At 72.8% G+C, this 15,052-nt stretch carries 11 protein-coding genes; 5 read left to right on the forward strand and 6 right to left on the reverse strand.

What is annotated here, in order from left to right; all coding sequences use genetic code 11:
* Nucleotides 1-31: 31 nt before the first annotated feature.
* The 3 genes from ABT232_RS33005 to ABT232_RS33015 are packed head-to-tail and all read left to right on the forward strand — an operon-like array spanning nucleotide 32 to nucleotide 3,836.
* Nucleotides 32-1,711, forward strand: a complete 1,680-nt coding sequence (locus ABT232_RS33005; protein WP_351846983.1) for a thiamine pyrophosphate-binding protein — start codon at nucleotides 32-34, stop codon at nucleotides 1,709-1,711.
* Between the two features lie 2 nt (nucleotides 1,712-1,713).
* Nucleotides 1,714-2,340 carry a DJ-1/PfpI family protein gene (locus ABT232_RS33010; protein WP_351846986.1) on the forward strand — a complete coding sequence of 209 codons (627 nt, stop codon included), beginning with the start codon at nucleotides 1,714-1,716 and terminating at the stop codon, nucleotides 2,338-2,340.
* A complete protein-coding gene (locus ABT232_RS33015; RefSeq protein ID WP_351846989.1) occupies nucleotides 2,337-3,836 on the forward strand; it encodes a maltokinase N-terminal cap-like domain-containing protein in 1,500 nt (499 codons plus the stop codon). Before ABT232_RS33010 ends, ABT232_RS33015 begins: the two co-directional genes overlap by 4 nt.
* A 62-nt stretch (nucleotides 3,837-3,898) precedes the next feature.
* Here the strand turns inward: ABT232_RS33015 and ABT232_RS33020 are convergent, their stop codons facing one another.
* On the reverse strand, nucleotides 3,899-5,254 hold the full coding sequence (locus tag ABT232_RS33020) for a helix-turn-helix domain-containing protein (RefSeq protein WP_351846991.1): 1,356 nt from the start codon (nucleotides 5,252-5,254) through the stop codon (nucleotides 3,899-3,901).
* A gap of 294 nt (nucleotides 5,255-5,548) precedes the next feature.
* On the opposite strand from ABT232_RS33020, the gene ABT232_RS33025 reads away from it, so the two are divergent.
* Complete coding sequence (locus ABT232_RS33025) at nucleotides 5,549-5,674, forward strand: hypothetical protein (RefSeq protein ID WP_351846994.1); 126 nt, start codon at nucleotides 5,549-5,551, stop codon at nucleotides 5,672-5,674.
* A gap of 37 nt (nucleotides 5,675-5,711) precedes the next feature.
* Here ABT232_RS33025 and ABT232_RS33030 read toward each other — a convergent pair whose 3' ends face one another.
* The 3 genes from ABT232_RS33030 to ABT232_RS33040 are packed head-to-tail and all read right to left on the reverse strand — an operon-like array spanning nucleotide 5,712 to nucleotide 9,783.
* Nucleotides 5,712-7,877 (reverse strand): ABC transporter ATP-binding protein, encoded by a 2,166-nt coding sequence (locus ABT232_RS33030; protein WP_351846996.1) that lies wholly within the window; start codon nucleotides 7,875-7,877, stop codon nucleotides 5,712-5,714.
* A complete protein-coding gene (locus ABT232_RS33035; RefSeq protein WP_351846999.1) occupies nucleotides 7,874-8,803 on the reverse strand; it encodes an ABC transporter permease in 930 nt (309 codons plus the stop codon). The genes ABT232_RS33030 and ABT232_RS33035 overlap by 4 nt, the downstream gene beginning before the upstream one ends.
* Nucleotides 8,800-9,783: an ABC transporter permease gene (locus ABT232_RS33040; protein ID WP_351847001.1), complete on the reverse strand. Its 984-nt coding sequence runs from the start codon at nucleotides 9,781-9,783 to the stop codon at nucleotides 8,800-8,802. The genes ABT232_RS33035 and ABT232_RS33040 overlap by 4 nt, the downstream gene beginning before the upstream one ends.
* A gap of 170 nt (nucleotides 9,784-9,953) precedes the next feature.
* Here ABT232_RS33040 and ABT232_RS33045 point away from each other — a divergent pair, with 170 nt between their 5' ends.
* Complete coding sequence (locus ABT232_RS33045) at nucleotides 9,954-11,660, forward strand: ABC transporter family substrate-binding protein (protein WP_351847003.1); 1,707 nt, start codon at nucleotides 9,954-9,956, stop codon at nucleotides 11,658-11,660.
* Here the strand turns inward: ABT232_RS33045 and ABT232_RS33050 are convergent.
* Complete coding sequence (locus ABT232_RS33050; protein ID WP_450871737.1) at nucleotides 11,635-12,834, reverse strand: IS701 family transposase; 1,200 nt, start codon at nucleotides 12,832-12,834, stop codon at nucleotides 11,635-11,637. The two genes, ABT232_RS33045 and ABT232_RS33050, sit on opposite strands and share 26 nt — an antisense overlap.
* Nucleotides 12,835-12,903: 69 nt before the next feature.
* Entirely contained in the window at nucleotides 12,904-15,051 is a 2,148-nt protein-coding gene (locus tag ABT232_RS33055) for an AGE family epimerase/isomerase (RefSeq protein ID WP_351847009.1), read from the reverse strand.
* Nucleotide 15,052: the final 1 nt, after the last annotated feature.

Below are 15,052 nucleotides of genomic sequence, written 5' to 3' on the forward strand. Positions count from 1 at the left end.
CCCGGCGAGGCGGACGAGAGGCGGTAGGACCATGGACAGCAGGCCGGCCCGGGCGGCGTTCCTCGAGCAGTTGACGGTCGAGGGCGTCACCCACATGTTCGGCAACCCCGGCACGGTGGAGCAGGGCTTCCTGGACGAACTGCGCCACTTCCCCGGCATCGACTACGTGCTGACCCTCCAGGAGTCCGTGGCCGTCGGCATGGCGGACGGGTACGCGCGGGCCACCCGCCGCCCGGCCGTCGTCCAGCTGCACTCCGGGGTGGGGCTCGGCAACGGCATCGGCATGCTCTACCAGGCGATGCGCGGTCACGCGCCGCTGGTCGTGGTGGCCGGCGAGGCCGGGGTGCGCTACGACGCCCTGGAGGCGCAGATGGCCGCCGACCTGGTGGGCATGGCGAAACCGGTGACCAAGTGGGCCACCCGCGTCATCGACCCGGACTCCACGCTGCGGGTGCTGCGCCGCGCCTTCAAGGTGGCCGGCACCCCGCCGTACGGGCCGGTCCTCGTGGTGCTGCCCGCCGATGTGCTGGACCGGCCCACCAGCGAGGAGGCGGTGCCGGTGTCGTACCCCGACACCGCTTCCGCACCGGACCCCGAGGCGCTGGAGCGGGCCGCGCGGCTGCTGTCCGGCGCCCGGCGGCCGATCGTGATCGCCGGTGACGGCGTCCACTTCTCGGGCGCCCAGCCGGAGCTGGCGCGGCTGGCCGAGGTGTGGGGCGCCGACGTGTGGGGCGCGGACTGGGCGGAGGTCAACCTGTCCGCCGAGCACCCCGCCTACGCCGGCCAGCTCGGCCACATGTTCGGCGCGAACAGCCGCAAGGTGACCGCCGAGGCGGACGCCGTGCTGCTGTGCGGCACCTACGCGCTGCCGGAGGTGTTCCCGGCCCTGGACGGCGTCTTCGCCGAAGGGGCCCCGGTGGTCCACATCGACCTGGACACCGACGCCATCGCCAAGAACTTCCCCGTGGACCTGGGCCTGGTCGCCGACCCCAAGCGCTCCCTCGGACTGCTCGCCGACCTGCTCGCGCGGCGGATGAGCGAGACCGAGCGGGAGGCCGCGACACTGCGGCTGCGCAGGGCGGCCGCCGAACGCAATCTGAGCCGGGCGGTCACCGCCCAGCGCGCCCAGGAGTCGGCGGCCGCGCAGGATCTCCCGCACATCGTGTTCGCCGAGGAGCTGGCCCGGCTGCTCCCCGACGACGCGGTGCTGTTCGACGAGGCGCTGACCGCCTCCCCGGACCTGTTCCGGCCACTGCCGCCGACCCGGCCCGGCCGCTGGCACCAGACGCGCGGCGGCTCGCTGGGCGTCGGCATCCCGGGCGCGCTGGGCGCCAAACTGGCCCACCCGGAGCGCACGGTGGTCGGCTTCACCGGCGACGGCGGCAGCATGTACACCGTGCAGGCGCTGTGGACGGCGGCCCGGCACGGCATCGGCGCCAAGTTCGTGATCTGCAACAACGGGAGCTACAAGCTCCTGGAGGACAACATCGAGCAGTACTGGCGGGAACAGGACATCCCCGCGCACGACCATCCGGAGATCTTCGATCTCTCGCGGCCCGCCATCGACTTCGTCGCGCTGTCGAGGTCGCTCGGGGTGCCCGCGCTGCGTGTGGAGAAACCGGACCGGGCGGCCGCGGCGGTGGCCGAGATGCTGTCCCACCGGGGTCCGTTCCTGATCGACCTGGTGACCGGACGGGGGAAGGGACGGTAACCGTGCGACTGACGGGGCACAAGATCGCCGTACTGATGGAGAGCGACTTCTACGAACCCGAGATCCTCTACTACCGGCACCGCTTTCCCGAAGAGGGTGCGGAGATCCACTTCCTGTCCCGGCTGTGGGGCGAGCCACGCCAGACCTTCCGGGGCCACGAGCACCGGATGCCCTTCACGGTCACCGAATCCTTCGAGGACGTCGACGAGTTCGCGCTGAAGGAGTTCAGCGCGGTCATCGTCCCGTCCGGCATGGTCGCCGACCGGCTCCGCTACACCGAGGACCCGGACCGGCTGCCGCCCGCCGCCCTGTTCCTGCGCCGGGCGTTCGCCGACCCGGCCATCGTCAAGGGCGTCATCTGCCACGGCATGTGGCTGGCCGCGCCGGTGGCCGGACTGGTCCGCGACCGGCGGGCGGTGGTGCACAACAACCTGCTCGGGGATCTGCGCAACATGGGCGGTGTCTACGTCGACCAGGACGTGGTCGTCGACGACGATCTGGTCACCGCCCGCACCGGCGACCACTGCCATCTGTTCGCCCGGAAGATCATCGACCTGCTCGCCGCCCGGCCGCACGGTCGCGCACACCCGCGAGGAAACGATTCACCGGTCGCGGCGGCACCGCGATGAGCACCACGACACACCACGGGGCCGCGGTCCACGGCGCGGACCGCGCGGCCCGCGCCGTCCCCCGGGCGGCGGAGGCCGGCCGGCACCGCGCCGACGCGCTGCTCGGCCCCCTGCTCCCGCTCCTCGTCCCCTGGTTGGCGACCCGTCGCCGCCACCAGGGGACGACCATGAGCACCCCGCGCCCGGTCACGGCCACCGTCATCGGCGGCGACAGCCGCCCGGACCTCGTCGTCGCGGTCGTCGAGACCGCCTCCGGCGACCGCTGCCCGCTGCTCCTGGGCCTGCGGCGCGACCTGCCCGGACGCCTGGAGCCCGCGGCCATCGGCACGGTCCCCAACGGACCGTGGGCCGGCCGGCACCTCTACGACGGCACGGCCGACCCCGCGCTGATGGGCGTCCTGCTGCGCGCGCTGGCCGCCCGCCGGGCCGGCCCACTGCGACTGGAGGCGGCCGGACCGCACCCGCTGCCGGTCGGCCTGATCCCGCGCCCGCCCGCCGACGGCGGCCAGGGCGGCGCGGTGGTCTACGGCGACCGGCTGCGCCTGCGGCTCTACCGCGACCCGCGGCCCGGACCCCACCCCGAGGTGGAGCTGCTGCGCGCGCTCACCGACCGGGCCTGTCCGCGCACGCCCCGGCTGTACGGCTCACTGCACCTCGACGGGCTCCTCCTGGGCGTGATCGAGGAGCACCTGCCGGCGGCGGAGGACGGCTGGCGCCAGGCCGTCGCCCACGCCCGCGACCACATCCTCGGCACCGCCGACACCGGCCGGACCGGCTGCTTCACCTCCCGCGCCCAGGCGCTCGGCCAGGCCGTGGCCGAGCTGCACGACGCGCTCGGCACGGCGTTCCCCCGGCAGCGGATGAGTCCCGAGGAGACCGCCGCCGACGCGGCCCGGATGAAACGCCGGCTCGCCGCCGCGACGGCCGCCGTCCCGCAACTGGCCCGGCACCGCAGCCGCCTCACCGCGCTGTTCGACGAGTACGGCGGGCCGGCCGCGCGCGGCTGCCCGGTCCTCGCCCAGCGCGTCCACGGCGACCTCCATCTGGGCCGGGCCCTGTACACCGGCGACGGCTGGCGCCTCGTCGGCCTCGCGGACGAGGCTGACCCGCCCGCCGGACCGCCCCGGCCGCAGCCGGTGCTGCGGGACGTGGCAGGCGTCCTGCGCTCCTTCGACCACGCGGCCCGCGCGGCACTGCTCTCCGTCTCGGCCGAGGTGGAGGCGAAGACGGAGGCGGAGGCGGAGGCCGACACCGGACCCGGCCGGCAGCTGAGCCGGCTGCGCCGCGCCTCGGCCTGGGCGCTGCGCAACCGCCGCGCGTTCTGCGCCGGTTACACCGCGGCCGGGGGCGAGGACCCGTCCTGCCGGACGGTCCAGCTGACCGCCTTCGAGGCGGACCGGGCCCTGTCCGAGGCCGTCCACGAGGCGAGACATCGACCGCACGGGCTGCCGGTGCCCCTCGCCGAGGTGCACCGGCTTGCGGGTCGGGTGCGCTGATGAGGGCCGACGGGGGAGAACGGCCCGGCATCATCGCCGGCGCACCGCCGCGTGCGCACCGGTCAGCCGTGCGGCTGCCGGGCCAGGGACTGCGCGGGGTCGTAGCTCATCGGCATACCGGAGGCCAGCAGCGCGTGGTCGTACGCCTCCAGCGCCTCCTTCGAGCGGCCCTGGCGCTTCCACACGTCCCCGAGCCGACGCCACTCCTGCGCGGTCTCGTACGAGGGCGTGAAGTGCCGCAGCTGGCGGGTGGCCGCGTGCAGCGCCTGCAGGCCCTCCTCCGTCTCGCCCCGCAGCAGGTGCAGTTCGGCGAGCCGCACCCGCGCCCCGACCGCCTCCACCCGCGGGCCGGAACTGAGCAGACCCAGGGCGCGCCGGGCGTGCGCGGTGGCCTCGTCCCACCGGCCGAGCTGAGTGTTGGCGTCGATCATGCAGATCTCGCACTTGGCCTGCTCGACGGCGGTGCCCAGCTCCGCGAGGGTCCGCTCGGCGTCCTCCAGGAGTTCCAGGGCGCGGGCCGGGTCGGGGTGGTCGGACTGGAGCTCCAGCCAGGCGACGTTCAGCCTCAGCATCGCCACGTGCCGCAGGTTGTCGTCGTCGGCCATCAGGGCGAGCGCCCGCTCGGTGAGGGCCAGCGCCTCCGGGAACTGCCGACGGGACAGCGCCACGAGGCCGGCGTTCCAGTACACGGCGCCCCGGCCGGTGCGGCCGCCGTGCTCGTCCGCCACCGGGATCAGCCGCTGGGCGAGCAGATGGGCCCGGGTGAGGTCGCCGCGCATGAGGTACGACCCGATGAGCGTGGAGCCCACCTGGATGTGGTCCACGGTCACGTCCAGCCCCAGGGAGTCCAGGGTGGCCATGGTCCGCTCGCCGATCTCGATGCTGAGGGCGATGTCGCCGGTGTTGCGGTAGCAGCGGCTGAGCGCGACCGAGACCCGGCACCACTCGTCGGAGCCGGCGGCGAGCGCGGGGTCCTTGCCGAGCTCCTCCAGCACCGGGATCGCGGCTTCGATGCGGTCCAGCTTCTCCAGCGCGGTGGCCTGGCCGATACGGGCGCGCAGCAGCATCGGCCGGTCGAGCAGATCGGGCTTCGCCAGCAGTTCCCCGAAGGACTGGAGTGCCGCTCCGTTGTCCCCGTTGCGCAGGGCCATTTCGGCGAAGGAGAGCTTCAGTCTGGCGTCTTCCAGGGCGTGGTCGTCATGACCGGTCCTGAGATGGTCCGACGAGCAGCCCAGTTTCTTGGCGAGGGCGGTCAGCACCGCATCCGAGGGAGCCCTTTTGCCTGATTCGATGAGCGAGATGTAGCTCGCCGAGATATCCGTGGAAGCAAGGTCCTGCTGCTTGAGGCCGAGCTTGACCCGAAGGTTTCGGATGCGCCTGCCCACCTGGACCGGAGATGCCTCTTCGACGTGATCCATTTGGCTTCCCAGTGTGAGCGCATGACTTGAGATGTCATAGATCACGATACCAGCATGACTGGGTCCCGCCAATGGGTTGGTTCAGCTTTCCACTGACTGACGGCCGAAGTTCGCTGCTCGGCCGACCGGGCGGATCTGCGGACAGAGGAAATGGAAATTCCGATTCCGCTGCCGTATTCTTTACTATTTCGAACTTGACTTGATCTGTAGAGTCACATGACTATATAGGTAAATCAACTCGCCCTAAAAGAATGGAGAAAAGGAGTGATTTCAAAACCGTTGATATTCCTCGCTGTGGCACTCTTTCTGGTCGGTCTGCTCGGTGCCGGCTCCTACGTCGCAGCAGGTGAGCCCAAGTACGAGACGATCAAGCCCGCGAAGGAAAACGGCCCCGTCGTCTGCTGCCGCTCGATCGAATAACACGCCACCGGGCCCCGTGACGGCCGGGCGCGAGCGATCAGACTCGCCCCGGAGCAGGCGCCCGCAACGGAAAATGACAGGCGACCGATCGGTCGCCGCCCGCGGAAATCTCCGCCACCGGGGGAACCTCCCGCTCGCACCGGATCCGCTGCTCCGGCTCCAACCGCGTGAACAACGCGCAACGTGGCCGGAATCGGCAGCCTTCCGCCCGCTCGCCGGCCGTCGGCGGATCACCGCCCAGGACGACGGACGGCCTCGCTCGCTCCACCGCCGGATCCGGCACGGGAACAGCGGCGAGCAGCGCCCGAGTGTACGGGTGGCCCGGCCGCCCGAACACTTCACGGACCGCGCCGGTCTCGACGACGCGACCGGCGTACATGACCGCGACCCGGTCGGCGATGTGCCGTACCGCCGCCAGATCGTGCGAGACGAACAGACAGGCCGGGCCCGGATCCTCCTTCAGGCTGCGCAGCAGATCGAGGATCCCGGCCCGCACCGACACGTCCAGCGCCGAGACCGGCTCGTCCAGCAGCAACAGCTCCGGCTCCACGGCCAACGCGCGGGCGATCGCGATGCGCTGGCGCTGCCCGCCGGAGAACCGGTGCGGATGGGCGTCGGCGTCCTCGGGGCGGAGGCCGACCAGTCGCAGCACCCGCGCCACCCGTGCGGCGACCCGGTCGGCCGACACCCGCTGCACCAGCAGCGGCTCCGCGACGATGTCCCCGACCGGCATCCGCGGGTCGAGGCTCGACATGGGGTCCTGCGGCACGTACTGCACCGCTCCCCGCAACCGCCGCACCGCGTCCCGGGAGAGCGCCGCGGTGTCGTGCCCCAGGACCTCGATCCGCCCACGCCGCAGAGCCGCCAGGGCGATCACCTCCAGCAGCGTGGTCGACTTCCCGCACCCGGACTCACCCACCAGCGCCAGCGTCTCGCCCCGCCGCACCTCCAGATCGACCCCGTCCACGGCCCCCACCACGGACCGCCGCCGCCCCCGCCCCACCGAGAACGTCCGAACAAGCCCACTGACCCGCAACACGACCGCGGCCCCGGGGTCCGGCGAGGCCCGCTCGGCCGCCGGCGCTCGGGCGGCGGACGGGGTACGCGTGTCCTGCGGTGCGTGCTCGGCCCGCTCGGCCGGTGGCGCGTGCCGGGGCCGCGGTGTCCGTGCCGCCTGCCGGGCCGGTGGGAACAGGTCCACGGCGCTGTGCCTGGCGCTCTCCTCGATTCGGTGGCAGGCGGTGGCGTGGCTGCCGTCGGGCCGGAGTCCGGGCTCCGAGTCGGTGCACTGGCGCGTGGCCAGGGGGCAGCGGGGTGCGAAGGCGCAGCCCGGTGAGGTGCCGCCCGGCCGGGGTGGGACGCCCGGCATCGGCGTGGGCGGGATGTCGGAGTCGATGCGGGGCACCGAGCCGATCAGCCCCTTGGTGTACGGCATCCGGGGCCGGGCGAACAGCGCGTCGACCGGGGCGCGTTCCACGATCCGCCCGCCGTACATCACCGCGACCCGGTCCGCGGCGCCCGCCACCACGCCCAGGTCGTGGCTGACCAGCAGCAGCGCGGCACCCGTCTCTCGCCGCGCGGCCGCCAGCGACTGGAGCACCTGCGCCTGGACGGTCACGTCGAGGGCGCTGGTGGGTTCGTCGGCCACGATGACGTCCGGGCGATTGGCCATCGCCATGGCGATCATCGCCCGCTGCCGTGTCCCGCCCGACAGCTGATGCGGGTAGGCGTCGGCCACCCGGCCCGGCTCCGGTACCCCCACCGCGTCGAGCAGCTCGGCAGCCGCCCGCCGCGCGGCGGCCCGGCCCGGGCGGGGCCGCTGGTGGATGCGCAGCGCCTCGCCGATCTGGTCGCCGATCCGCTGCACCGGGGTGAAGGCGGTCAGCGCGTCCTGGAAGACCAGGGCGATACGCCGGCCGCGCAGCCGAGCCAGGTCCCGGGCCGGCAGACCGGACAGCTCCTGCCCGAGCAGCCGGACCGAGCCGGTCACCCTCAGCTCCGGCGGGCACAGCCCGAGCAGGGCCAGCGCGGTGAGGCTCTTGCCCGCGCCCGACTCGCCGACCAGCGCGAGCACCTCGCCCCGGCGCAGCTCCAGGTCGACCCCGCGCACCAGCGGCAGCGCCGGGCGGCGGCGGGTCGCGGGCCGCTCGATCCGCAGTCCGCGCGCCGTCAGCAGCGCCTGTCCGGGCTCCGCCGCCCTCATCCCGTACCCCGCTCGGAGACGGACACGGACACGGACGCGGACAGGGGCGCGGCCGTGGCCGTGGGCTCGGATCCGCGTGCCGCCCGGTCGACCGGGTCGAGCGCCTTGCGCAGCGCGTCGCCGATCAGGTGGAACGCCAGCACCAGCAGCACCAGCAGCACGGCCGGGACGGCGAACATCCACGGATAGACGGTCGGCACGTCCGACGCGTCGGCGATCAGCGTGCCCAGTGACACGTCCGGCGGCTGCGTCCCGAAGCCGAAGTACGACAGCCCGGTCTCGCTGATCACCGCCCCGGCCACCGTCACCGTCGCGTCCGCGATCAGGAAGGAGGCCAGGTGCGGCAGGATGTGCCGGCGGATCACCATGACCGGCCCGACCCCCATGTACCGTGCCACGCGCACGAACTGACGCTCTCTCAGTGACCTGGTCATGGCCCGTACCGCCCGCGCGGTGACCATCCAGCCGAACGCGGCGATCAGTCCGACGTACGCGAGCGGGCCGGTGTCGCGCAGGCGAGGGGCCACGGCGAGGAGGACGAGGACCGCCGGCACCACCAGCATCAGATCGACGAGGAACATCAGCGCCCGGTCGGTCCATCCGCCGAAGTACCCGGCGCACACCCCGACGGCCGCCGCGAGCACGGTCGACAGGACCGCCGCCAGCGTCCCGACCAGCAGCGACTTCTGAAGGCCCCGCGCCGCCTGCGCGAACAGGTCCTGGCCGATCCGGTTGGTGCCGAGCCAGTGCCGGGCACCGGGCGGGCGGTGCAGCGCCGTGTAGTCGACATCGGCGTACCCCCAGCCGGTGAGCCGCGGACCGGCGCAGGCGAACGCGCACAGCAGGAGCAGCAGGGCCAGGCCCGCCAGCGCGCCCGGTGAGCGGGCCAGCCGCCGTCGTACCGCCTTCGCGCGCCCGGAGCTCACGGCCGCCGGACCCTCGGATCGAGCGCCTGGTGCAGCAGCTCCGCGAGCAGCCCGGCCGCCAGCACCAGCGCGGCGCCGAACACCTCGACGGCCACGACCGCGTGCACATCGCCCTTCTGCACCGAGTCGACGAACCAGCTGCCCAGGCCGTGCCAGCCGAAGATCTTCTCCGTGAACACCGCGCCGGTGAACAGGGTCAGCACGCCGAAGGAGAAGTACGTGGCCAGCGAGATCAGCGAGACCCGCAGCCCGTGCCGCAGCAGGGCGCGCCCGGGTGTGAGCCCTTTGGCGCGGGCGGTCAGCAGATGCTCCGAGGCGAGGACGTCGAGGGTGGCCGCACGCTGGTAGCGGCTGTAGGTGGCGACGGCCGCCATGGCGACCGCGGCCGTCGGCAGCGCGAGATGCACCGCCAGGTCGCGGAGGTGGGCCGCCGGCCCGCCCTCCAGGCCGGGCGTCCGCTCGCCCGTGTACCGGATCACCGGACGGCCCGCCAGGTCGTTCACGCCGAGCGCCCCGGCCTGGAGCAGCAGTCCGAGCACGAACGGCGGCACCGCCAGCACCGCGAACGAGAACACGGTCAGCGCCCGGTCCGGCAGCCGGCCCCGCCGCACCGCCGCCCACACCCCGGCCAGCACGCCGAGCACCGTCCCCACGACGGTGCCCACCAGCAGCAGCCGCGCGGTCACCCCGGCCCGCCGGCCGAACTCGGCGCTCACCGAGGCCCCGTCCAGGGTGCGGCCGAGATCTCCGTGCAGCGCCCGCCACGACCACCGGGCGAACCGCTCGGTGACCGGATCCCGCTGGTCCAGTCCGAGTTCCGCCAGCCGCCGGTCGACGACCGCGGCGGGCGGACGCGGGGTGCGCTCCTCGAAGTAGGCGCGCGGGTCGAGCGCCGCCGAGGAAATCAGATAGGAAAGAAATGTTGAAGCGAGAAGCAATACGAGACAGCGTGTCAGACGTATTGCCGACAATGCGAGCATCCGGAATCCGGCTCCCCGGTAACCGGGGGGTCTTTCCCCCGTGCACCTCACCAGCGTGACATGCGCCAATGTTAAGCTCCGACCCGCTCCTTGGAAGACGTGTTCGCATTCATTCGCACCGGCGCTGTGGTTGAGCGGTGAGGACTTCACGCCGTGGAGAGGGCAGCGCAATGACGGGGTTCGCAGTCCGCAGCAGGTTGTCGGCCGCCGTGCTGGCGGGGGCCGCGCTGGCCGGTCTGCTGACCGGCTGCACCTCCGGCCCCGGCACCGCCGACGGCCGGCCCCCGCACAGAGCCGTCCCGGCCTACGGCCGCGCCGACGTCAACCCCCGGCCCCCCGGCGAACTGCGCCGCGGCGGCACCCTCACCCTGCCGATGGCCCAGTGGCCGACGCAGTTCAACAACCACCACATGGACGGGGCGCTCAACGACGTCGGCACCATCGCCTGCCTGCTGGAACCCCGCCTGTTCGCGCGCGACGCCAAGGGCGTGCCCCACCCCGTCCCCGACTACCTGCACTCCGCCGAGGTCACCTCCACCGACCCCCAGACCATCACCTACCGGCTCAACCCCAAGGCCCGCTGGTCGGACGGGAAGCCGCTCGGCTGGCGGGACTTCGAGGCCCAGTGGCGGGCCCTCGGCCGCGGCGACACCCGCTTCCAGATCGCCGACCCCAGCGGCTACGAGGACATCGCCTCGGTGCGCCGCGGCACCGGGGAGCACGAGGTGCGGGTGACCTTCGACGAGCCGTTCGCCGACTGGCGGCGGCTGTTCACCCCGCTCTATCCGGCCGCCGCGTTCAGCACGCCCGAACGGTTCAACGAGGGCTGGCGGCAAGGCCCGCCGATCACCGCCGGACCCTTCCAGGTCGGCGAACTGGACGCCACCGGCCGCACCTTGACCCTGGACCGCGACCCCGACTGGTGGGGCACCCCTCCGCGCCTGGACCACGTCGTCCTGCGCACCCTCGATCCCACCACCGCCGTACAGGCCTTCCTCAACGGGGAGATCGACGCGGTCAACGCGGCCGCCGCCGATGTGTACGACCGCCTCGACGGCGCCCACGACACCGACATCCGCACCGGCTCCGCCTGGGACCACGTCCAGGTCGCCCTCAACGGCGACGCCGGGCCCCTGAAGGACCCCGAGGTCCGCCGCGCCGTCCTGCGGTCCATCGACCGCCGCGCCCTCGCGGACGTGGCCGGCGAGGGCCTGCCGGTCGGCGTCCCGCTGCTCGGCAACCACTTCTACATGACCAACCAGCCCGGATACGCCGACCACGCGGACCCGCACGCCGACCACGACCCGGCGGAGGCCGGGCGCATCCTGGACCGGCGGGGCTGGCGGCGGGACGGACCGGGCGGAACCCGCAGCAAGGACGGCGAGCCGCTGAGACTGCGCTTCGTCCTGAGCCAGTCCACCAACCGCCTCGGCCTCGACCTCGCCCAGCTGGTCCAGCAGATGCTGAGGAATACGGGATTCCAGGTGGACATCCGTAAAGTCCCGGCCGACGACTATCTGCCGAAATACCTCAACCGCGGGAATTTCGACCTCGCGATCTTCCGGTTCGTCGGCCTGACATTTCCCAGTTCCCTCTATCCGGTCTACCGCCCCGCCGACGGCGAACAGATTTATGCGAACTACGGCCGGATCTCCAGCCCCCGCCTCGACGCCCTGCTGCGCGAGGCGGGCCGCACCCTCGACGAGGACCGCCGCACCCGGCTCTACAACCAGGCCGACGAAATCGTCTGGGAACTCGGCCACGACGTCCTGCTCTACCAGCGCCCGCAGGTGCTCGCCGTCCGCGAGGGCCTCGCCAACTACGGCGTACCCGGCCTCGGCGACATCGACTTCACCGCCGTCGGCTGGGAACGGTAGTCCGGCGCAGCGCGTCGTACCCCAGCGCCACCGAGGCGAGCGTGACGTGGTGGTGCCAGCCCCGGAACGACCGGCCCTCGAAGTCCGCCAGCCCGAAGTCCCGCTGCATCCGGCCCAGACTCTGCCCGGACAGCGCCCGCAGCTGCGCCAGCGGCAGCACGTCCGACAGATTGCGGGCCGGCAGATTCGTCAGCCAGTAGGCGCGCGGCGTCGGCCGGCCGTACGGCCAGTCGGTCACCAGATGCCGGGGCCGCTGCGCCGGCCGGGACTCGGCCGGACGCCCGGCCGCGGCGGCCGGCTGCGCCTCCGTCTGGAGCAGCGCCGGCATCGACAGCACCTGCGACTGCCGCATCCGCGCCGTCGCCCGGTCCTGCCAGGCGATCGGCGTGCGCCCCCGGTGCTGCGCGGCGTGCCCCGCCAGCTCCACCAGGGTGCCGCTGCCGTACGGGGAGCCGGCGCACGGCCGCGGCAGGGTCACCGCGACCGTGGGCGAGACCTCCACCAGATAGGCCAGGCCCCGCGCCTCGAGACCGCGCAGCAGCGGCGCCACATCGCCCTCGCCGCGCCAGTCCACGAGCACCGGCAGCGGCTCCAGGCACCAGTCCTCCAGCATCTCGTCGACCGCTTCGAGGATGTACTGCCAGCGCGGGCGGCTGCGCTCCTCGACCGGCAGATGGGCCTGCCGGCGCAGCTCCTCGTCCCGGTCCCAGCGCTGCGGCAGCAGCAGCCGCCAGCTCACCGGCACCCCGCCGTGCCGGCCCACCAGCGAGGTGGCCAGCGCCAGCTGGCAGTTGACGGTGCGTTCCAGCGAGGGCGCGTACTGCCGGGCCACGCCGACCGAGCGGTCGCCGTTCTTGGTGAAGACGACCTCGTCGACGCACCAGGCCTCGGTGGCGAAGGCCTGGTCCAGCTGCCCGGCGAGCCGGCGCCGCACCGGACCGCAGGGCCACGGGCTCTGGTTGACGAACTGCTGGATCTGCTGGACCGCCCGGCGTCCCAGGACCTGCTCGGAGATCCGGGCCGGCGTCTTGCGCCCGGGTACGTCCAGCAGCCCCCGGACGTACACCTCGCCCCAGCGCCGCTGGTCGGAGCGGGACAGCGTGCCGAAGAGGTCCTGGCAGTAGGCGGAGAAGTCGACCGGCTCGGCGGGCATCCGCACCGGCTCGGCGGGCATCCGCACGGCCGCGGCGGTCTCCGCCTCGGCGGTCAGATACAGGGGAGGCAGGGTGGTGGTCACGGCTTCTCAGTCCTCCTCGCCTTCGAGCAGGAAGGCGTCGGTGGCCAGCAGGGCTTCACGGACCTCGGGCAGTACCGAGCCGACGACGACGAAGTCGACGTCCAGGCCCGCCTTGGTCCGCTGCACGAGGAGTTCGTTGACGGCGGGCCGGCACATCTCGGTCACCTCGCCCAGGTGGAACTCCACCCGCTGCGGACCGGCGGCCATCACCTCGCCGAGCACCCGGCGGAACTTCTCCAGCTCGACACCGTCGACCGCGCCGCCGCAGCGCACATGCGCGGTGCCGCCGTCGAACTCGCCGCGGATCCGCAGCCGCATCTGCACCGGCTCCAGCTCCACGCGCACCCGCAGCGGTCCGTCGCTCTCCGGGAGCCGGACCGTCAGCTCCTTGGCGTCGAACTGGTGGTGCGGCCGGCCCTCGATCCACACCCGGGTCAGCTCCACCGAGCCCGGCGGCAGCAGATCCGGCGCCACCCGCAGCTCCCGGTTCGGCAGATCGCCGGGGCGCGGCCGGAAGTGCAGGGTCAGCGGTTCGTGGCTGATCAGCAGCCCGGTGTAGGCGGCGGCCAGGTAGCACAGCTCCAGCGCGTGGTAGCCGGCCATGGCGTGCGAGCCCTTCAGTCGCTCGGTGCCCACCAGGTACGGGATGCCGTCGGCCAGCACGTTGAAGTAGACCCCGCCGTCCTGGTGGTCGAGGAAGAAGGCGTTGTAGAACGAGGCCGCCTCCCGCGCCAGCCGCAGCGACTCGGGGTCACCGCTGGTGCCGGCCAGGATCAGATAGGCGAGGATCGCCTGCTCCTGCTGCCACCAGGCCTTGCGGTCGTGCCAGACCATGCGGTGGATGCCGCTGTCCGGGTCGGCCCGCCGCTCCACCACGTCGTACCAGCCGCCGCGCTGCTGGTCGCTGCCGACCGGCGGCATCAGCTCGGCGATCCGCCGGGCGGTCTCGGCGTACTCCGGCTTGTCGTGCAGCGCCTGGATCCGGGTGAGGTTCCAGGCGATCTTCAGGTTGTGGCCGACCACGGCCCGGTCCTGCTGCCAGCCCCAGGTGCGGTCCGGCGTCCAGTCCTCGTGGAAGCGCTCCTGGACGAAGGGGCTGTCCGGCTCGTCCGGGAACCGCTCCACGATGGTGTCCGCGGTCTCCTCCAGCAGCGCGGCGAAGTCCTCGCGGCCGGTGGCCAGATACGCGTTGATCAGATAGGCCGGGGCGTGGTCGCCGATGGAGTTCCAGTTCTTGCGGGACCGGTTGCGGCCCAGCGCGTCGTCGCACGGGCTGAGGTTGATCGGGTCGATGTGCGAGAAGAAGCCCCCGCGCTCCTCATCGCGGAAGTACCGCTGGAACAGGGCGACCGTGCGGTCGATGTCCTCCAGGATCCGTGGATCGCCGGTGACGCGGTACGTCTGGGTGGGACCGGCCAGCGCGTAGATCTGCTCGTACATCGGGATGGCGTCGAAGTCGTCCCCGAACTCCGAGGCGAACACCTTGCGCCGCCCGGTCGGGGTGATGTCCATCCCGTGGTACCAGTAGACGATCCCGTCCTGCTTGTCGTCGACGCGCATGTACTGCCGCAGGTACTCGGTGCCGCTCTCGGCCGCGTCCAGGAACCGGTCCTCGCCGGTCAGCAGGTAGGCCGTGGACAGCCCGTAGACCAGCCGGGAGATGGTGTCGGTCTCCTGGCGCACGTTCTGCCCGGCGAACTCCGGCAGATGGGCGCCGTCGAGGGTCAGGTGCGTGCGGTAGTTGCGCCAGTCGTACTTGCCGTCCGGGAACTGCCCGCGCAGATAGAAGTCGGCGACCGCGGCGGCCTGCTGCACCCACCACCTGGGGTGCTCGAAGACGTACTGGCCCCGGTTCTCCTCGGGGAAGGTGATCTCCTTCGCCTCGAACCGGGCGCCGCCCTGCCACTCGTAGAAGATCCCGTACGCGAACAGGAAGCGGCCGGTGCCGAGCATGTCCCGGGTGTGCGCGGTGGTGTCCCGGTAGGGGTCGCCGAGGTTGCGGACGACGCGGGAGACGACGTTGCGGGCGAGGTGCACGGTGTACTCGCGGCCGTCGGAGGTGCGCAGCCCGAAGCGGTGCTGGGTGGGGCTGTGGTAGGTGACGTAGCCGGCGAGGGTGTCGGAGTAGGTACGGCGGTCGGCGCTGGGGCTCATC

It is taken from the genome of Streptomyces sp. NPDC001532, from assembly GCF_040298625.1.
Taxonomy (GTDB): Bacteria; Actinomycetota; Actinomycetes; order Streptomycetales; family Streptomycetaceae; genus Streptomyces.